This is a genomic window from Pseudomonas sp. s4 (genome assembly GCF_046764235.1).
Lineage (GTDB): Bacteria > Pseudomonadota > Gammaproteobacteria > Pseudomonadales > Pseudomonadaceae > Aquipseudomonas > Aquipseudomonas asiatica.
Window position 1 is genome coordinate 5,115,522 of record NZ_CP177209.1, and the last position, 19,174, is coordinate 5,134,695.

18 protein-coding genes are annotated in these 19,174 nt (G+C 62.2%); 9 read left to right on the forward strand and 9 right to left on the reverse strand.

Annotated features, from left to right (window positions below; genetic code table 11):
- Window positions 1–23: 23 nt before the first annotated feature.
- Window positions 24–215: a Flp family type IVb pilin gene (locus ACK56M_RS23735; protein WP_015271628.1), complete on the reverse strand. Its 192-nt coding sequence runs from the start codon at window positions 213–215 to the stop codon at window positions 24–26.
- Between the two features lie 82 nt (window positions 216–297).
- On the opposite strand from ACK56M_RS23735, the gene ACK56M_RS23740 reads away from it, so the two are divergent.
- Together ACK56M_RS23740 and ACK56M_RS23745 are read left to right on the forward strand one after the other, a co-directional pair.
- Entirely contained in the window at window positions 298–1,278 is a 981-nt protein-coding gene (locus ACK56M_RS23740) for an IS5-like element ISPpu18 family transposase (protein WP_058178368.1), read from the forward strand.
- 580 nt (window positions 1,279–1,858) lie between these two features.
- Window positions 1,859–2,737 carry a DNA-binding response regulator gene (locus ACK56M_RS23745; RefSeq protein ID WP_061303741.1) on the forward strand — a complete coding sequence of 293 codons (879 nt, stop codon included), beginning with the start codon at window positions 1,859–1,861 and terminating at the stop codon, window positions 2,735–2,737.
- Here ACK56M_RS23745 and ACK56M_RS23750 read toward each other — a convergent pair.
- The 4 genes from ACK56M_RS23750 to ACK56M_RS23765 form a co-directional block, all read right to left on the reverse strand.
- Complete coding sequence (locus ACK56M_RS23750) at window positions 2,722–3,222, reverse strand: helix-turn-helix transcriptional regulator (protein ID WP_015271630.1); 501 nt, start codon at window positions 3,220–3,222, stop codon at window positions 2,722–2,724. The genes ACK56M_RS23745 and ACK56M_RS23750 overlap by 16 nt on opposite strands.
- 5 nt (window positions 3,223–3,227) lie before the next feature.
- The gene (locus tag ACK56M_RS23755) at window positions 3,228–3,503 is read right to left on the reverse strand and encodes a hypothetical protein (protein ID WP_080604900.1); all 276 of its coding nucleotides are present in this window, start codon (window positions 3,501–3,503) and stop codon (window positions 3,228–3,230) included.
- A gap of 194 nt (window positions 3,504–3,697) precedes the next feature.
- Window positions 3,698–4,912 (reverse strand): class I SAM-dependent methyltransferase, encoded by a 1,215-nt coding sequence (locus ACK56M_RS23760; RefSeq protein WP_015271631.1) that lies wholly within the window; start codon window positions 4,910–4,912, stop codon window positions 3,698–3,700.
- 258 nt (window positions 4,913–5,170) lie between these two features.
- Window positions 5,171–5,788, reverse strand: coding sequence for a TPM domain-containing protein (locus tag ACK56M_RS23765; RefSeq protein ID WP_015271632.1), 618 nt, complete (start codon window positions 5,786–5,788; stop codon window positions 5,171–5,173).
- Window positions 5,789–5,974: 186 nt separating this feature from the next.
- Between ACK56M_RS23765 and bglX the strand changes: the two genes are divergently transcribed.
- The 4 genes from bglX to ACK56M_RS23785 all read left to right on the forward strand — a co-directional run bounded on the left by bglX (window position 5,975) and on the right by ACK56M_RS23785 (window position 13,036).
- Complete coding sequence (gene bglX / locus ACK56M_RS23770; RefSeq protein WP_043935888.1) at window positions 5,975–8,266, forward strand: beta-glucosidase BglX; 2,292 nt, start codon at window positions 5,975–5,977, stop codon at window positions 8,264–8,266.
- 86 nt (window positions 8,267–8,352) lie between these two features.
- Window positions 8,353–10,110 carry a sensor histidine kinase gene (locus ACK56M_RS23775; protein WP_015271634.1) on the forward strand — a complete coding sequence of 586 codons (1,758 nt, stop codon included), beginning with the start codon at window positions 8,353–8,355 and terminating at the stop codon, window positions 10,108–10,110.
- Window positions 10,104–11,438 carry a sigma-54-dependent transcriptional regulator gene (locus ACK56M_RS23780; RefSeq protein ID WP_054571986.1) on the forward strand — a complete coding sequence of 445 codons (1,335 nt, stop codon included), beginning with the start codon at window positions 10,104–10,106 and terminating at the stop codon, window positions 11,436–11,438. The genes ACK56M_RS23775 and ACK56M_RS23780 overlap by 7 nt, the downstream gene beginning before the upstream one ends.
- Before the next feature lie 278 nt (window positions 11,439–11,716).
- Window positions 11,717–13,036, forward strand: a complete 1,320-nt coding sequence (locus tag ACK56M_RS23785; protein ID WP_182329017.1) for an MFS transporter — start codon at window positions 11,717–11,719, stop codon at window positions 13,034–13,036.
- A 267-nt stretch (window positions 13,037–13,303) separates the two neighbouring features.
- On the opposite strand, the gene ACK56M_RS23790 is transcribed toward ACK56M_RS23785, so the two are convergent.
- A complete protein-coding gene (locus ACK56M_RS23790) occupies window positions 13,304–14,056 on the reverse strand; it encodes a membrane protein (protein WP_025340470.1) in 753 nt (250 codons plus the stop codon).
- 344 nt (window positions 14,057–14,400) lie between these two features.
- On the opposite strand from ACK56M_RS23790, the gene ACK56M_RS23795 reads away from it, so the two are divergent.
- Complete coding sequence (locus tag ACK56M_RS23795; RefSeq protein ID WP_003258434.1) at window positions 14,401–14,805, forward strand: hypothetical protein; 405 nt, start codon at window positions 14,401–14,403, stop codon at window positions 14,803–14,805.
- 118 nt (window positions 14,806–14,923) lie between these two features.
- The gene (locus ACK56M_RS23800; RefSeq protein ID WP_411959100.1) at window positions 14,924–15,529 is read left to right on the forward strand and encodes a flavin reductase family protein; all 606 of its coding nucleotides are present in this window, start codon (window positions 14,924–14,926) and stop codon (window positions 15,527–15,529) included.
- Here the strand turns inward: ACK56M_RS23800 and ACK56M_RS23805 are convergent, their stop codons facing one another.
- A complete protein-coding gene (locus ACK56M_RS23805; protein WP_015271637.1) occupies window positions 15,530–15,796 on the reverse strand; it encodes a hypothetical protein in 267 nt (88 codons plus the stop codon).
- 130 nt (window positions 15,797–15,926) lie between these two features.
- Window positions 15,927–16,220 (reverse strand): putative quinol monooxygenase, encoded by a 294-nt coding sequence (locus ACK56M_RS23810; RefSeq protein WP_015271638.1) that lies wholly within the window; start codon window positions 16,218–16,220, stop codon window positions 15,927–15,929.
- 202 nt (window positions 16,221–16,422) lie between these two features.
- Between ACK56M_RS23810 and ACK56M_RS23815 the strand changes: the two genes are divergently transcribed.
- Window positions 16,423–17,343 (forward strand): AraC family transcriptional regulator, encoded by a 921-nt coding sequence (locus ACK56M_RS23815; RefSeq protein WP_003258430.1) that lies wholly within the window; start codon window positions 16,423–16,425, stop codon window positions 17,341–17,343.
- Between the two features lie 135 nt (window positions 17,344–17,478).
- On the opposite strand, the gene ACK56M_RS23820 is transcribed toward ACK56M_RS23815, so the two are convergent.
- A complete protein-coding gene (locus tag ACK56M_RS23820; RefSeq protein WP_100412759.1) occupies window positions 17,479–19,116 on the reverse strand; it encodes a 5-guanidino-2-oxopentanoate decarboxylase in 1,638 nt (545 codons plus the stop codon).
- Window positions 19,117–19,174 lie beyond the last annotated feature (58 nt).

Here is a 19,174-nt window from a genome sequence, read left to right on the forward strand (position 1 = left end):
ATCCCCCAATTGCGTCAGGCTTGTTAGCAGGCATTACCGGCCATGCAAGTCGACAACCTACCGAGAGCAGTGGTTATGGCACCCGCCAAAGTATCGAATGAGGCGGCAACAGCCAGAGTTACCAGGCCACCTGCCACGGCATATTCCACGATGGTCAGACCATCCTCATCTTTGACGAACTTCATAACCGAAGCCTTGATTGTTTGCAGAGTCATTTCGCTCACCTCGCTAAGGAAGGTCTGAAAAAGACTTCCTGAATCTGGTGAAATACGCCGATCCCGCCAGCCGAGTTTTTCCATGAAGCAGATGACCTTCGCCGACGCCGAGTACGCCGGCAAGCGCAAGCAGACCCGTAAGGAATTGTTCCTGATCGAGATGGATCAGGTGGTGCCGTGGAAGGGATTGATTGCCCTGATCGAGCCACACTACCCAAAGGGTGAAGGTGGTCGTCCAGCCTATCCGCTGATGGCCATGTTACGTATCCATCTGATGCAGAACTGGTTCGGCTACAGCGACCCGGCCATGGAAGAAGCGCTCTACGAGACGACCATCCTGCGTCAGTTCGCCGGGCTGAGCCTCGAGCGTATTCCCGACGAAACCACCATCCTCAAGTTCCGTCGCTTGCTGGAGAAACATGAGCTGGCAGCCGGCATCCTCGGCGTAATCAATGGCTACCTGGGGGATCGCGGCCTGTCGCTGCGCCAGGGCACTATCGTCGATGCCACACTGATCCACGCGCCCAGCTCGACCAAGAACCAGGACGGCAAGCGCGACCCGGAAATGCACCAGAGCAAGAAAGGGAACCAGTATTACTTTGGCATGAAGGCGCACATCGGCGTGGATGATGAGTCGGGGCTGGTACACAGCGTGGTAGGCACGGCAGCCAACGTGGCGGATATCACCCAGGTCGAAAAACTGCTGCACGGTGACGAGAACGTCGTCTGCGCCGATGCCGGCTACACCGGCGTCGAAAAGCGCCCCGAACATGCTGGCCGCGAAGTGATCTGGCAGGTCGCAGCACGCCGCAGCACCTACAAGAAGCTCGATAAACGCAGCGCCCTGTACAAAGCCAAGCGCAAGATCGAGAAGGCCAAGGCACAAGTGCGAGCGAAGGTCGAGCACCCGTTTCGAGTGATCAAGCGCCAGTTCGGTTACGTGAAGGTGCGCTTCCGTGGCCTGGCCAAGAACACCGCTCAGCTGGTGACGCTGTTCGCGCTGTCGAACCTATGGATGGCGCGCCGACATTTGCTGACTACCGCAGGAAAGGTGCACCTGTAATGCGGAAAATGGCTGCTGCGAGGTGCTCGCGGCGGCCAAAAACGGAGAACTGAGCGGGTTACCTGGTCGAATTTGATCGACGGCCCGCTTTCAAAAGCAGCGAGGGCTGAAGTCGACCGGAAATACAGGGCTACTTCAGACCTTCCCTAAGGACAATTTTTTCTTTCTCGGTAGCGGCGTTTGCACTACCTGTTGGGAATCCTAGTCAGGGGTGAACCGTAGACGTTAGGAGATTTTTGCGAATCGCTAGGACTTTTTTGCGGCCATTGGCCAGCATCGAAAAGGTGGGCAAGCCCATCAATAAAACAGACAGGAATCCCGAATATGAGAAGCACTTTCGTACGCATTTGCAGCCGACTCAGGAAAAGTTCCGGCACGTTAGTCCAAAGCCGACAAACGGTCGTCATACATCAGAACCAGACAAAAAACGGAACCTGTCTAACATCAGGGTTTTACGAAGTGCTTAGATCGCCTTAATCAAAAAAGATCTAAAGTAATAACCAAATTGCTCGGCGAGTTAATAGTGTTTTGACAATACTGCTGCTCGTAGGGAAACTCCCCAGCATAAGGTTAAGTCACGATGTCTAACCCGGGCACAAAGCCGCTGCTGTTGTGGTTCGATCTGACACGCGATCATTCCACCGAAGCGCTTATGGCACAGTTCAGTCATGTCTGCGATTGCAAACTGGCGAAGGCCGTGGCGCATTCCGAACGCCAGCAGGCAGACATGATCTGCATGCATTTCGATCGTCCCGACACGCTCAACCTCAACCTGCTGCTGGAAGTGAAACGCAACTCACCGTCCATACCGATCACCATGTTCACCGTGCAGCACTCCGAAGAGCTGGCTGTCTGGGCCATGCGTTCGCGGGTCTGGGAGTATCTGGTATTGCCGCTGACAAGCGGTGAGAAAAGTCGCTACATCGATGTCCTCAAGCAGCTTTGCGACATACGCCGCGCCAGCAAGACCTCAGGCAATGCGCAGCGCATCGACCACCTTCCCTCTTTGCCGGACAGCATTCGCCTGACCGGCGAACACCACAAGCACCAGGCGCTCAGCAAGGTCATGCCATACATCGACCAGCATTTTCGCGAATGCATCGACCAAAAGGACATCGCACAGCGCTGCGGCATGACCACGGCCCGCTTCAGCCGCCTGTTCAAGGAAGTCAACGGCGTTGGGTTTCTGGATTACATCCTGAGCAAGCGCATGAACCTGGCCATGGACCTGCTCGTCAACAGCCAGATGCCGATTACCAGCATCGGCTATGAGGCCGGCTTCAAGGACCCATCCTACTTCGCCCGTGCCTTCAAGCAGGTCAGCAACTGCACGCCCAGCGAATACCGCCAGGCCCGCCAGCTCGAAGCGACGGCCAGCGAAACCGAGCCCTTGAAAGATACCAATGCAGCCGTGGCAGACAATTTGTTGCAGGGTGCGGGGACTCAAAAGTATCGCTGAAGCACTACCCGTTCATATGCGCTTGAAATATTGACTGCCATCGCTATGCGAGCCAGTTCAAGGGTGCCCTGGCCAATTGAGTAACTACCCCGCGCCTGCAACCAAACCAGAATGTCGGCAAGATGCCAGAGAGCAGTGCTGCCATCGTGCACGGGGGCAGGGAAGTTATGTGAATGCGCCAACATTAATTTCCGCATGTTTTGCCGAGATACGCCTATGATTTCAGCCACATCGGATAGCCCTACAAGATCGGGGGTCGCTTCGATAAGGCGAGCGCCTGGCACCACTCTGCAAACATCTCTCAAAGCGCTCTCGATAGCCTCTTTCGCAGTAGGGGACTCGCGGATGAAGGCAAGCGCCAAGCGGCCCGGTTGACCTACGCCAACCACCGCATCATCGCATCCGCCTTCAGCCAGACGCTCCAGTAGCGCATCGGTGTCTTCGTTTTCGCTCAATTGATACTTGAGGGTGAACTCATATTCCACTGCTTCTACTCCTCTCCGGCATTTGGTGCGCCTAAGGCAACTTTGCTGCCCGAACAGTTATCAACCACACGCCTCAGCTGACGCGCCAAATTGCCAGGGCTCCTCGGGGTGCTCCAGATACTGGTAATGCAAAACTCCCCACACCGACAATGGGCATCGTTCCACGGGCAGTACATTTTCCCCCAACAATGCCCCCCACCCACCACTACTCTCCATCCCTTTGACTCAGCGTGCCTCAAGGCCTGCTCAACCTCCTTCCTGGCGTGACTGGGGCGTGACATCAGATTTTCTCCAGTGTGGACTTGCATGCCAAAGGTTGTCAAATGACAACCACCCAATCGGCAAGCGTGCACGCCACACTACAGAATTGATGATGCTGGGAGTCGCTGTAAGTAACTGTTGGGAATTTTCCTACGCGGAATCGAGACTTCGACCCGAAGAATGTTTTAGAGGCCCGTAGAAGCAAGCAGTGCTATCAGAGCAACCCGTCCGCCTGCAACAACGTCTCCAGGCAATGCTCCTGCACCCCGTAAAACGCCTTGAGCTGTCCGATCTTCTCCAGCAACGCGCCGTTGTCCCCTGCCTGGCGCCGCTTCACCGCAAGAATCATCTTGTTCTTGTTGGTGTGCTCCAGCGAAATGAACTCGAACACCTTGGTCTCGTACCCGCAAGCTTCCAGGTACAGCGCGCGCAGGCTGTCGGTCAGCATTTCGGCCTGCTGGCCCATGTGCAGGCCGTACTGCAGCATCGGTTGCAACAACCCCGGGCTGTGCAGTTGCGGGCGGATCTGCTTGTGGCAGCACGGCGAGCACATGATGATCGCGGCGTTGCAGCGGATGCCGGTGTGGATGGCGTAGTCGGTGGCGATGTCGCAGGCATGCAGGGCAATCATCACTTCGATGGCCTCGGGCACCACGCTACGCACGTCACCACACTGGAACTCCAGGCCCGGGTGCTCCAGACGCAAGGCGGCGGCGTTGCACAGATCGACCATGTCCTGGCGCAGCTCGACGCCGGTTACCTGTGCTTCGCGGCCCAGGCTATTGTGCAGGTAGTCGTGCATGGCAAAGGTCAGGTAGCCCTTGCCTGAGCCGAAGTCGGCCACCCGTAGCGCCTGCTCCGCCGGCACCGGTGCACTGGCCAGGGCGTGGTCGAAGACTTCGATGAACTTGTTGATCTGCTTCCACTTGCGCGACATCGACGGTATCAGCGCGCCTTGTGCGTCAGTCACGCCGAGGTCCCGCAGGAACGGCCGTGAAAGCTCCAGATAGCGCTTCTTCTCGCGGTCATGGCCGCTGCGACTGGCAGCTTCGCGTGGCGCCTGTGCGCCGTGGCGCTGGAGCATGGGCTTGCCCTTCTTGCTGAAGGTCAACTGCACTTCACCGTCGGCATCGAACAGGTGCGCGTTGCGGAAGCTGTCCGGTAGCAGCTCGGCGACCAGCGCCTGGGCCTGCTCCAGCGCCAGATTGCGGGTGATGTCGCGGGTCTGGTGGCGATAGACCAGCGACAGGCACGGCTGGCCCTTGACCTGCAGCGGCTTGGCAATGATCCGTTGCAGGGTCTGGTCGGCACCGACATGGCGCGCCAATACCAGTTTGACCAGGGTATTGCCATGCAGGGCGGCGGTCAACAGGTCGAGAAACTGGGTGCGCGCATCCGGCGCGGATGGGGCAGAAGAACTGGCGGACATGGAAAAACGGTGCCTCGGATAGCGGGGAGCGCATGGCGCAATGCACGCATTCTACAGGGTGGCTAACTTCCTGTGGGAGATCGCCCAGTCCTTTGGGCTGCGCTGTCGCGTAGGGAACTGAATTCGCAAGCGGTACGCGTACCCTGTGGGAGCGGCTTTAGCCGCGAAGAATCCAACGCGGTGCATGGCCCCGGCTGCGCCGGTGTTCGCGGCTAAAGCCGCTCCTACAGGGGGCGCGTCAAGCCATCGGGGTTCGGCTCAATCGAGAATCACCAACCGGTTGGGCAACTCGTTACGTGCATGGGTAGGCGGCACATGTTCGCTGAGCAGTTCGCCGCATGCCTCGATGCACTCGACAAACCCCTGCAAGGTGCGGCCCTGGCGTACCTGTTCAGCAAGGCGGGCGACGATGGCCGCGCGGGCGGTGGCATCCAGATGGCGCTCGATACCGCGGTCGACCAGGATCTCCACATGCCGCTCCGCCTCGCTGACGAAGATCAGTACGCCCGTGGCACCGGCAGTGCGCTGCAGGTTCTGTTCGCGAAACTGCTGGCGGGCCAGGCGCGAAGCACGCCAGCGGCGCAGGGCCCGGGGGATCACCCAGCCGGCCAGGCGTGGGCTGCGCAACAGCAGACACAAGCCTACGAACAGCAGCACATTGGCCACCAGCAAGCCACGCACTCCGGGCCAACCCAGCAGCCAGTGCAACAGGGCCGGCACGGCCAGCGCCAGCACGGCGGCCCAGAACAACGGCCAGTAGGCATAATCGTCGGCCCGGCGGGCCAGCACCGTCACCAGCTCGGCATCGGTGCGCCGTTCGGCACGGGCAATGGCTTCGGCGATCTGGCGCTGATGGTATTCATCGAGGGGGGTCATGCCATCGGTCTCTTGAGCGTTCTTATAGTTGTTCTCCCGGCATTCGGGGCTTCATCCGCAGGCGACATATTCAGGCATAATCCGCCGCTGGAAGAAATGCCTGCAAATCGTACAACAATAGCCGCCTGAAAACTTCGGCCGCGCGCGTATCACCGTGGATACGGCACAGGCCTCACAACGGAATTGATGATGAAACTGTCTTTGCTGGGCCTGGCCATGGGCCTTGCCAGTCAGGCGGCACTCGCCGCCCCCTCCGCCCCGCCCCTGCAGGACAAGCAGGCGTTCATCGACCATCTGATCAGCCAGATGACCGAAGCCGAGAAGATCGGCCAACTGCGCCTGATCAGTATCGGGCCGGAAATGCCCAAGGATAAGATCCGCGAGGAAATTGCCGCCGGGCGCATCGGCGGTACCTTCAACTCACGCACGGCCCCCGAGAACCGCCCCATGCAGGACGCGGCGATGCGTAGCCGGCTGAAGATTCCGATGTTCTTCGCCTACGACACCGTCCACGGCGAACGCACCATTTTCCCGATCGGCCTGGGCATGGCCGCGACCTGGGACATGGACGCCGTCGCCAAGGTCGGCCGCACCGCCGCCATCGAAGCCGCGGCGGACGCCCTGGACATGACCTTCGCACCGATGGTCGACATCGCCCGCGACCCGCGCTGGGGCCGCACCAGTGAAGGCTTCGGCGAGGACACCTACCTGACCTCGAAGATCGGCCAGGTGATGGTCCGCTCGTTCCAGGGCAGCAGCCCGGCCAACCCCGACAGCATCATGGCCATCGTCAAGCACTTCGCCCTGTATGGCGCGGTGGAAGGCGGGCGCGACTACAACACGGTCGATATGAGCCTGCCGAAAATGTACAACGACTACCTGCCACCCTATCGCGCCGCGCTCGACGCTGGTGCCGGCGGAGTGATGGTGGCGCTGAACTCGATCAACGGCGTGCCGGCCACCTCCAACACCTGGCTGATGAACGACCTGCTGCGCAAGGAGTGGGGCTTCAAGGGCGTGACCATCAGCGACCACGGTGCCATCCAGGAACTGATCCGCCATGGCGTCGCCCGCGACGGGCGCGAAGCCGCCAAGCTGGCGATCAAGGCCGGCATCGACATGAGCATGAACGACACCCTGTACGGCGAAGAGCTGCCAGGCCTGCTGAAGTCTGGCGAAGTGACCCAGGCCGAACTGGACCAGGCAGTGCGCGAAGTGCTGGGTGCCAAGTACGACATGGGCCTGTTCAAGGACCCGTACGTGCGCATCGGCAAGGCCGAAACCGACCTGAAGGACTACTACGGCAACGACCGCCTGCACCGCGACGCCGCACGTGACGTGGCGCGCCGCAGCCTGGTGCTGCTGGAAAACCGCAACCAGACGCTGCCGCTGAAAAAGGCCGGCACCATCGCCTTGGTCGGCCCACTGGCCGATGCCCCGATCGACATGATGGGCAGCTGGGCTGCCGACGGCAAACCGATGCACTCGGTGACCGTGCGCGAAGGCCTGCGCCGCGCCGTGGAGGGCAAGGCCAAGCTGGTCTACGCCAAAGGCTCCAATGTCACCGGCGACAAGGCGATGTTCGATTACCTGAACTTCCTCAACTTCGATGCTCCGGAAATCGTCGACGACCCGCGCCCGCCTGCGGTGCTGATCGACGAGGCGGTGAAGGCGGCGAAGCAGTCCGATGTGGTGGTGGCAGTGGTCGGCGAATCCCGCGGCATGTCCCACGAGTCGTCGAGCCGCACCACCCTGGAAATCCCGGCCAGCCAGCGGGAGCTGATCAAGGCCCTGAAGGCCACCGGCAAGCCGCTGGTGCTGGTGCTGATGAACGGCCGCCCACTGTCGATTGCCTGGGAACGCGAGCAGGCCGACGCCATTCTGGAAACCTGGTTTGCCGGTACCGAAGGCGGCAACGCGATCGCCGACGTACTGTTCGGCGATTACAACCCGTCCGGCAAGCTGGCCATCACCTTCCCGCGTTCGGTCGGGCAGATCCCGATGTACTACAACCACACCCGTATCGGCCGGCCCTTCACACCGGGCAAGCCGGGCAACTACACCTCGCAGTACTTCGAAGAGCCCAATGGCCCGCTGTACCCGTTCGGCTATGGCCTGAGCTACAGCAGCTTCGAGCTGTCGGGGCTGAAGCTGTCGAACAAGGACCTCAAGCGTGGCGACACGCTGGAAGCCAAGGTGACGGTGAAGAACACCGGCAAGGTGGCAGGCGAGACCGTGGTGCAGCTGTACCTGCAGGATGTATCGGCATCGATGAGCCGCCCGGTGAAGGAACTGAAGAACTTCCAGAAGCTGATGCTCAAGCCTGGCGAGTCGCGCACGTTGAGCTTCCGCATCAGCGAGGAAGACCTGAAGTTCTACAATGGCCAACTGCAGCGAGTTGCCGAGCCGGGGGAATTCAATGTACAGGTCGGGCTGGATTCCCAGGCGGTACAGCAGCAGAGCTTTGAACTGCTGTAACTGACTGGTTTTGCCTGTACCGGCCTCTTCGCGGGCTTGCCCGCGAAGAGGCCGGCCCTGATATCCCATTCATCCGGATCCGCCCCATGCCCTTTTCCGTTCGCGCCCTGCGTCTGGGGCTGATCTCCCTGCTGATCGTGCTGGGCACCGCCCTCAGCGCCGGCTGGGCCATGCACCAGGCCAAGCGCCAGGCCATGGAAGCCGACGCCCAGCGTGCCAGCCAGCAGTTGGGCCTGTATGCCAATGCCCTGCACACGCTGATCGACCGCTACCGCGCCCTGCCCGCCGTGCTGGCGCTGGACCCGGAACTGATCGCCGCCCTGCGCGGCCCGGTCAGCGAACCGGTGCAGGACGCCTTGAACCGCAAACTCGAACGCATCAACGGCGCTGCCAACTCCTCCACCCTCGAACTGCTCGACCGCACCGGCCTGGCCATCGCCGCCAGCAACTGGCGGCTGCCCAGCAGCTATGTGGGCTCCAACTACGGTTTCCGCCCCTACTTCAAGCAAACCCGCAGCCAAGGCAGTGGCCGCTTCTACGCCGTGGGCGTGACCAGTGGCGTGCCGGGCTACTTCCTCGCCAGCGCGGTGAACGACGAGCATGGCCGCTTCCTCGGCGCCATGGTGGTTAAGCTGGAGTTCCCCGAACTGGAGCGCGAGTGGCGCCAGGGCAGCGACATCCTGCTGGTCAGCGATGCCCGTGGCATCACCTTCATCGCCAACCAGGACGGCTGGCGCTACCGCGAGCTGCAGCCGCTCAATGGTGCCGACCGTGCCGAACTGGCCGAAACCCGTCAGTACGACAAGCAACCGCTGGTGCCGCTGCAGCACCAGGTGCTGACCCGCTTTGCCGCCAACAGCACCCTCAGCCGCGTGCAAGGCCCGGAGGGTAGCGCCGAGTACCTGTGGGAAAGCCTGCCGCTGGAAAGTGAAAACTGGACCTTGCATCTGCTGCGCAAGCCGCAGGTGGCCGCCGACGGTCGCAATGCCGCCCTCGGCGCCGCCGCCGTATGGCTGAGCCTGGTGTTCGCTGCGCTGTTCGTCAGCCAGCGCCTGCGCCTTGCCCGCCTGCGCCAGCGTAGCCGGGAGGAGCTCAAGCGCCAGGTCGAGGAACGCACCCGTGAGCTGCGCACCGCCCAGGAGGGGCTGGTGCAATCGGCCAAGCTGGCGGCGCTTGGGCAAATGTCGGCGGCCATGGCCCATGAAATCAACCAGCCGCTGACCACCCAGCGCATGCAGCTGGAAACCCTGCGTCTGCTGCTCGACCATGGCCGATATGACGAAGCACGCCAGGCACTGGAGCCGCTGGAGCAGATGCTCACGCGCATGGCCGCGCTCACCAGTCACCTGAAAACCTTCGCCCGCAACAGCCCGGTCGGCCTGCGCGAACGCCTCGACCTGGCCACCGTGGTCGACCAGGCACTGCACCTGCTGGAGGCGCGTATTCGCAGCGAAGAAGTGGAGGTAGCCCTGTACCTGGCGCGCCCGGCCTGGGTGCGCGGCGATGCCATTCGCCTGGAGCAGGTGCTGATCAACCTGCTGCGCAATGCCCTCGACGCCATGGCCGACAAGCGCTACAAACGCCTGGAGATCCGCATCGAGCCCGACGGCGAGCTATGGCGCCTGAGCGTGCTGGATTCGGGTGGCGGCATTGCCGAGGCCAACCTGGCCAAGGTCTTCGACCCATTCTTCACCACAAAGCCGGTGGGTGAAGGCCTTGGGCTGGGGCTAGCCATTTCCTACGGCATCGTCCACGAGGCCGGCGGCAAGCTGCAGGCCGAAAACCTGCCTGGCGGCGCGCGCCTTAGCCTTACCCTGCCCCGTGACCTGGAGCCTGCATGTTGAATTCAGTGATCGTCGTCGATGATGAAGCCAGTATCCGCACCGCGGTCGAGCAATGGCTGAGCCTGTCGGGCTTCAGCGTGCAACTGTTCGCCCGCGCCGAAGAATGCCTGGCACACCTGCCACGGCACTTTCCCGGGGTGATCATCAGCGATGTACGCATGCCGGGCATGGATGGCCTGCAGTTGCTCGAACGCCTGCTGGCGGACGACCCCGACTTGCCGGTGATCCTGCTGACCGGCCACGGCGATGTGCCCATGGCAGTGGAAGCCATGCGCAGCGGGGCCTACGACTTCCTGGAAAAACCCTTTACCCCGCAGCACCTGCTGGGCAGCCTGCGCAGGGCCCTGGAAAAGCGCCAGCTGGTCTTGGAAAACCGCCGGCTGCACGAGCAGGCCGATCTCAAGTCACGCCTGGAAGGCACACTGCTGGGTATGTCCCAGGGTCTGCAACAGCTGCGTCGGCAAGTGCTGGACCTGGCCAGCCTGCCGGTCAATGTGCTGATCCGCGGCGAAACCGGCAGTGGCAAAGAGCGCGTGGCCCGCTGCCTGCACGATTTTGGCCCGCGCGCCGACAAGCCGTTCGTCGCCCTCAATTGTGCAGCCATCCCCGAGTCGCTGTTCGAGGCCGAGCTGTTCGGCCATGAAAGCGGCGCCTTTACCGGCGCCCAGGGCAAGCGCATCGGCAAGCTTGAGTACGCCAACGGTGGCACGGTGTTCCTCGACGAAATCGAAAGCATGCCACTGGCCCAACAGGCCAAGCTGCTGCGGGTGATCCAGGAACAGAAGCTGGAACGCCTGGGTGCCAACCAGAGCATCAGCGTCGACCTGCGCATCATTGCCGCGACCAAGCCCGACCTGCTCGAAGAAGCCCGCGCCGGGCGCTTTCGCGAAGACCTTGCCTATCGCCTGAACGTGGCCGAGTTGCGCCTGGCGCCATTGCGTGAACGGCGTGAGGACATTCCACTGCTGTTCGAGCACTTTGCCCGTGCCGCCGGCGAAAAGCTTGGTCGCGCAGCCCCGCCCCTGTCGGGCGCGCAACTGGCGCAGCTGCTGTCGCATGACTGGCCGGGCAACGTGCGTGAGCTGGCCAACGCGGCGGAGCGGCATGCATTGGGGCTGGGCTCGCCGAACATCGAGGTGACGCCTGCCGGGCAGTCGTTGAGCGAACAGATGGAAGCGTTCGAGGCGCAATGCCTGCGCGCGGCGCTGCGCCAGCACGGCGGCGAAATCAAGGCGGTGATGGAGGCCTTGCAGCTGCCGCGGCGCACGCTGAACGAAAAGATGCAGCGGCATGGGTTGGTGCGCGAGGACTTCATCGGGCGGGAATGAGCGGAAATCCGCTTATCTCGCTCAATCAGCAAGCAAAAAACCGCTCATTAATCTGATTTTCCTGGGCTGCTTTGCAGCCCTTCGCGGGCACGCCCGCTCCCACAAGGAAATGCTCCACGTCAGGAATAACGCGGCTTCTGTGGGAGCGGGCGTGCCCGCGAAGGGGCGCACAGCGCCCCCATTTGAAGCCCAATGCACCCATTTGGCACACCTTCTGCAATCACCTGTGCAAGCTGCGCCACGGCGCGCTCCACAAAAACAACGAGAAGGTATCCCTGATGGATAATGCCACCTCCCTGCCAGCCGGGGCGTCCACCGCGCCTGCCACAGAAAAAACCACCGCCAGCCGCCTGAAGTCGATCTTCAGCGGGTCCATCGGCAACATGGTCGAATGGTACGACTGGTACGTCTACGCCGCATTCTCGCTGTACTTCGCCAAGGCCTTCTTCCCGGCCGGCGACTCCACCGCACAATTGCTCAATACCGCCGCGATCTTCGCAGTGGGCTTCCTCATGCGCCCGATCGGTGGCTGGCTGATGGGCCTGTACGCCGACCGCAAAGGCCGCAAGGCCGCATTGATGGCCTCGGTGCTGCTGATGTGCGCCGGCTCGCTGGTCATCGCCCTGACCCCAGGCTACGAAACCATCGGCGTCGCCGCGCCAATCCTGCTGGTCATCGCACGCCTGCTGCAGGGCTTGTCGGTGGGTGGTGAATACGGCACCTCGGCCACCTACCTCAGCGAAATGGCCAGCAAGGACCGCCGTGGCTTCTTCTCCAGCTTCCAGTACGTGACCCTGATCTCCGGCCAGCTCATCGCCCTGGCGGTACTGATCGTCCTGCAACAGACCCTGACCACCGAGCAGCTGTATGCCTGGGGCTGGCGCGTACCGTTCGTGATCGGTGCACTGTGCGCCGTGGTGGCCCTGTACCTGCGTCGCGGCATGGAAGAAACCGCCTCCTTCACCAAGAAGGAAAAGGCCAAGGAAAGCCTGATGCGCACCCTGCTGCGCCACCCCAAGGAGCTGATGACCGTGGTCGGGCTGACCATGGGCGGCACCCTGGCCTTCTACACCTACACCACCTACATGCAGAAGTACCTGGTCAACACCGTTGGCATGAGCATCAGCGACTCGACCACCATCTCGGCCGCCACGCTGTTCCTGTTCATGTGCCTGCAGCCGGTGATCGGCGGCCTGTCCGACAAGATCGGTCGACGCCCGATCCTGATCGCCTTCGGCGTGCTCGGCACCCTGTTCACCGTACCGATCCTCAGCACCCTGCACACCATCCAGACCTGGTGGGGCGCGTTCTTCCTGATCATGGCGGCGCTGATCATCGTCAGCGGCTACACCTCGATCAACGCCGTGGTCAAAGCCGAGCTGTTCCCTACCGAAATCCGCGCCCTGGGCGTGGGCCTGCCGTACGCGCTGACCGTGTCGATCTTCGGCGGCACCGCCGAGTACGTGGCCCTGTGGTTCAAGAGCGCCGGCATGGAGAGTGGCTTCTACTGGTACGTGACCGCCTGCATCGCCTGCTCGCTGCTGGTTTACGCAACCATGAAGGACACCAAGCAGCACTCGCGGATTACCACTGAGTGAGTGTGAGCTTGCGGTAATCAAGAAGGGCGCCCCGTTGTCGGGGCGCCTTTTTTCATACATGCGAATGCGTCATGCAATCCAGGTGTACGGTTTGAGGGCTCCAGCGCATGCGAGACGCACCGCGCGGACGGCGCTTGATTTGAGCAACAGCGCAAACATCAAGCCATACCTCCGAAGCCTTCTGATGAGCCGATTAGAAATCCTATTCGGCTCACCATGTGAGCCGAATAGCCCAATTAATCGGCTTACTGGTATCGGAAAGCAGGCTCAGGACATCTCCAACGCCTGACGCGGCTCACGGCGCTGGTACCAGGTGGCCATCAGCACCAGTACCAGCAACACCCCGCCCAGCACCGCCGAAGAGCCGACCGTGCCGAAGTCCAGGCCGCCCTTCTCGTGGGGCTTGGTGAGGAAGTCGCCCAAGGTGGCGCCGAACGGGCGGGTAAGCACGAACGCGACCCAGAACAACACCACGCCAGGGATGCGTGTCCAGTAGCGGGCCACCACTACCAAGGCGATGGCACTGCCTATCAACAGTGCGCCACCGGCAAAACCGAGCCCCGAGTCATCGGCCAGGTAATCGCCCAGCGCCGTGCCGAGGGTGTTGGAAAACAGGATCGCCACCCAGTAGAACAATTCGCCCGTGCGGTTCTTGATGCGGGTGACATCCAGCGGGTTGCCGCTCAGGCGCCATACCAGGAAGGTCAGCAGCAGGATGCCGATGAGGATGGCCGAACCCGCGGCGTAGCCCAGGCCAAGGGTGCGGTCCATGAAGTCGGACATGGTGGTGCCGGCGGTGCTGGTGGAGAGGATCACCAGCCAGTACAGCATCGGGTGGTAGCGGCGCGAGTACAGCTGGCCGAGCAAGGTCAGCAGGAACACGCTGATAAGCAGCAACGAACTGAGGGCATAGCCGATGTTCAGGGTCATCGACAGCAAATCCCCCGCCGTTTCGCCAAGGGTGGTAGCGCAGATCTTCATGACCCAGAAGGCCAAGGTGATTTGCGGAAGTTTGTTCATTGTTGTGCCGCTCCGGTTTGAGGTGCGGCGATGGTGCTGAGCAGCATTTGAAAAATCGGTTGGTGATGTATGAAAAATGCGTTCAGCAGCCTTCAATGACAGATTTTTCATCCTTAACGCCCCATTAATTCCACCGCCTCAAGCTGAAATGGCTGGCAGAACGTCGGCGCATGGGCGGACACATCCTGAGCCAGAACCGCTGCCCGAGCCACAAGATGCACGTCAAAACATATCGAATTATTCGATTTTTAAGCACTACTATTTGCGCTTTTTAATCAAATTAATCGGAGTAGGATTAAACCCATAGAAACAAAACAACCTCAAAAACCCCTGGAGCAACGACCATGAAAAACAAACTGATCCTTACCCTGGCCCTCTCGGTTTTCGCTGCTGGCGCTTTCGCCGAAGATGGCTTCAACCGCACCAACGCCCACACCTTCGCAGCGACCCAGAGCCAATCCGCTGCCTACGCTGAAGATGGTTTCGACCGTACTGGCGGCCAGCGCTTCGCTGAAGATGGCTTCGACCGCACTGGTGGCCAGCGCTTCGCCGAAGACGGCTTCGACCGCACCGGTGGCCAGCGCTTCGCCGAAGACGGCTTCGACCGCACCGGTGGCCAGCGCTTCGCCGAAGACGGCTTCGACCGCACTGGTGGTCAACGCTTCGCCGAAGACGGCTTCGACCGCACTGGTGGCCAGCGCTTCGCCGAAGACGGCTTCAACCGCACCAACGCCCACCGCATCAGCTGATCCCTGATGCGAGCACCCAGCCCGGCTTCGGCCGGGCTTGATCATTTTCAGGCGGGCACAGGCTTGGCACACTAGGCGCCTTGTCCACCAGGAGGTAGGGCCAGCAAGCCCAGCACAGATGTATTACTACGAACCCGCAAAAGGCCACGGCCTGCCCCACGACCCGTTCAACGCCATCGTCGGCCCCCGCCCTATCGGCTGGATCTCCTCACAGGACCGCGAAGGCCGCCTGAACCTGGCGCCCTACAGCTTCTTCAACGCCTTCAACTACATCCCGCCAATCATCGGTTTCTGCAGCGTCGGGCGCAAAGACAGCCTGAACAACATCGAGCAGACCGGCGAGTTCGTCTGGAACCTGGCCACTCGCCCGTTGGCCGAGCAGATGAACCAGAGCTGCGCACCGGTTGCCGCCGAGGTAAGCGAATTCGAATTGAGCGGCCTCACCGCCACGCCATCGAGCATCGTCAATGTGCCGCGTGTCGGCGAAACCCCAGTGGCCTTCGAGTGCAAGGTCAGCCAGCTCGTCCAGCTCAAGCGGGCCGACCAGGAACTGGTGCCCAGCTGGTTGATCCTGGGTGAAGTGGTGGCGGTGCACATTGCCGAGCACCTGTTGAAGAACGGTATCTACGATACCGCTGCCGCCGAGCCGATCCTGCGTGGTGGTGGCCCGGCAGACTATTTCGAGCTGGGCAACCTGTTCAAGATGGCCCGCCCACCGGCCTGATCACCAGATCAACTCACCCTCTTCGCTGACGCCCTGCAGGCGTTGCAGCTCGGCCGTGGCCGCTTCATCGGCGGCCACGGCGCCCTTGAACACCTGGCCGTCGAGAATCTTGTGAAAGCGCGGCGCGCCGCCCATGCCCAGGGCCTTGACTGCGATGGCCGCGTTGTAGCCGCCACCTTCCACCGGGACCATCGCCGAAACCGCTTCGAAATGCGGGAATTCCCTACGTGCCATGTTGCTATCTACCTGGTTGATCAAGGGCAGCATCTTACCCTATTCACCTGTACCGGCCCTATCGCCGGCAAGCCAGCTCCCACAGGTGCTGCACCGCTCTCGAAACCTGCGATAAACCTGTGGGAGCTGGCTTGCCGGCGATGAGGCCAGAATAGGCAACACCTCAATCAAAGGTATGCAGATCCAGGCTGCTGACCACCTGCGCCTGTACCAACTCACCAAACACTTCCAGCGTTGGCGAAGCAAAATAGCCACTCATCGCCTGCTGGTCTTGCCAGCTGCCACTGAGCAACCATAAATCGGCATCAGCCTGCGAACGCTGCACCGAAAAACTCAGGCAGCCCGGTGCCCGCAACGAGGGCTCGAGCAGGTCACGCAGGCGCGCGCCCAGCTCCGCCGAGCGCCCGCTGCTGGCACGGATGAAAGCAAGGTGGGTGACCGGTTGTGTCGGGGTCATTGCACAATCTCCTTGAAGCAGGCGGACGAAAAAGCCAGGCTGCCAAGGTTAGGGCCTCGCCCGCGCGACGCGTTAGGCCATTACTGCACGCCGATTGCCTGATCCTGCAGCGCGGCAGGATCAGGCAATCGGCGTGCAGCTTTTGACTAGCGCCCGCCATTGCCCAAACCTATGCTGCGTCGGTCAGCAGAGGAAAGCCATCATGACTATCGCCACGTCCATCGACCCAAGCCTGGAACTGCAACGCCAGGAGCTGGCCGAGCTGATCCGCCGCCACGCCGGGGAGCCTCATGGCCCGGCATCGGCCATCGATGACCTGTACCTGGTGCGCTACACCGAAAACGTGCGCTCGGTACCGACCCTGGCGCAACCCGCGCTGTGCATCCTCGCCCAGGGCAGCAAAAGCCTGTTCCTGGGTGACGAGCAGTACGCCTACGACCCGCTGCACTACATGGTGGTCTCGGTAACCTTGCCGCTTAGCGGCGTAAAGCTCGACGCCAGCCCCGAGCACCCGAGCCTTGGCCTGCGCATGGACCTGGACCCAGCCGAAATAAGCCAACTGATCGCCGAAAGCGGGCCGATGCTGGTGCCCAACCGGCCTTCCGGTCGTGGCTTGTATGTGGAGAGAACCGACGCCGCGTTGCTCGACGCCTTGCTGCGGCTGATACGCCTGCTGGACACCCCGCGCGACATCGCGATGCTGGCGCCGCTGTTCCGCCGGGAGATTCTGTACCGTCTGCTGCGAGGGCCGCAGGGCTATCGGTTGTACGAAATTGCCTTGGCCAACAGCCAGACCCACCGCGTTTGTCAGGCCATCACCTGGCTCAACCAGAACTACCAGCGGCCTTTGCGCATCGAGGATCTGGCGCGTGAAGTCAACCTCAGCACCTCGACCTTGCACCACCGGTTCAAGGCCGTGACGTCGATGAGCCCGTTGCAGTACCAGAAGCAACTGCGCCTGCAGGAGGCGCGGCGATTGATGCTCAATGACGGCCTCGAGGCAGCGGTGGCGGCCTACCGGGTGGGGTATGAAAGCCCGTCACAGTTCAGCCGTGAATACAGCCGGCTGTATGGCGCGCCGCCGATTCGTGATGTGGCCAGATTGCGGGCGACTGCTGGCTGAAGTTTTGAACGGCAGTACCGGCCCTTTCGCGGGCTCGCCCGCTCCCACAGGTACAGCACAATACTCAAAGCCTGTGCAAAAACCTGTGGGAGCGGGCAAGCCCGCGAAAGGGCCGATACTGGCAATAGATTTACTTCAACCCGACACAGCCCCCTGCCACTGATTCTGGTCAACCTGGATCAAGGTCGGCCCCTTGCGCTCCACTGCCTGCCCCAACGCCACCTGCAGCTGCGCCACATCTGCCACCTGCTCCGCCGCCGCGCCCAGGGCCCGCGCCACACCGATGAAGTCCGGCGTATGTATATCCACCCCGACCGGCTCGATAGCCCGGTTGACCATGTACTTCTTGATTTCCTCGTACCCCTGGTTGTTCCACAGCAGCACGATCAGCGGCACCTGCGCTTCCACCGCGCTGGCCAGCTCCGGCAAGGTGAACTGCAAACCGCCATCACCAATCAGGCACACCGCAGGGGCACGCTCACCGACCTGCTCCGCGCTGCCCAGCCAGGCGCCCATGGCCGCCGGCAATGCGTAACCCAAGGTGCCGTAGCCGGTCGATGCGTTAAACCAACGGCGTGGCTGGTCCATGTCCAGGGTCAGGTTGCCGGTGTACACCGGCTGGGTCGAATCGCCCACCAGAATGGCATTGGGCAGACGCTCGAGAATCGCACTCAGCAGACGCGTCTGGCTCAAGGTCGGCTGGTCCCAACCCGCCGCCAGTGCCTGGCGCAGCTTGGCCACCCGGGCCTCGCCCCACGTGCTCTCACGCACGGATTGCGGCAGCGCCTGCAAGGCACCGAGCAGCGCCTCGGCGGCCAGTTCGGCATCGGCCACCAGCGACAGCGCCGGCAGGTAATTGCGCACGGTCTGGTCCGGGTCGATGTCGATGCGCAACAGGCTGCCCGGGATCTCGAAACCACCTTTGAAGGTGACGTCATAGTCTGTTTCGGCCAGTTCGGTGCCGATCGCCAGCACCACATCGGCCTCGGCCACCAGCGCCCGTGTGGCTGGCAGTGACTGGGTCGAGCCGATCTGCAGGGGGTGGCTGGCCGGCAGCAGCCCCTTGGCATTGATGGTCAGCGCCACCGGCGCCTGCAGCTGTTCGGCCAGGCGCGCCAGCGCAGCGCCCGCGGCCAATGCACCGCCCCCGGCCAGGATCAATGGCCGCCTTGCATTGGCCAGGCGCTCGGCCATCTGCGCCACGGCCTGCGGCGCTGCCCCTGCCCGGGTACTGCGCACCACGCGCCCCGGCAGCAGGTGATCGGCCGGTTCGACCAGCACGTCGAGCGGGATCTCGATATGCACCGGGCGCGGTCGGGCGCCTTCGAACACGGCGAATGCCCGAGCCAGCACCTGCGGCAGGTCATCGGCACTCATCAGGGTATGGGAAAACGCCGCCACACCCGACACCAGCGCGGCCTGGTTGGGCAACTCATGCAGCTTGCCACGGCCACCGCCCAGCTGGTCGCGGGATTGCACGCTGGAAATCACCAGCATCGGGATCGAGTCGGCATAGGCCTGGCCCATGGCGGTGGTGATGTTGGTCATCCCCGGGCCGGTGATGATGAAGCACACCCCCGGTTTACCGCGGGTCCGCGCATAGCCGTCGGCCATGAACCCGGCACCCTGCTCGTGGCGCGGGGTGACATGGCGGATGGACGAACCCGCCAGGCCGCGGTAGAGCTCCACGGTATGTACACCAGGAATGCCGAAGACATGGTCAACACCATAGCCTTCAAGGAGTTTTACCAGTACTTCGCCGCAGGTCGCCATTGGGTTTCACCGTGAATCTTGGTTGGGTTATGCCCCTATTGGACCCAGCCACGGCTAT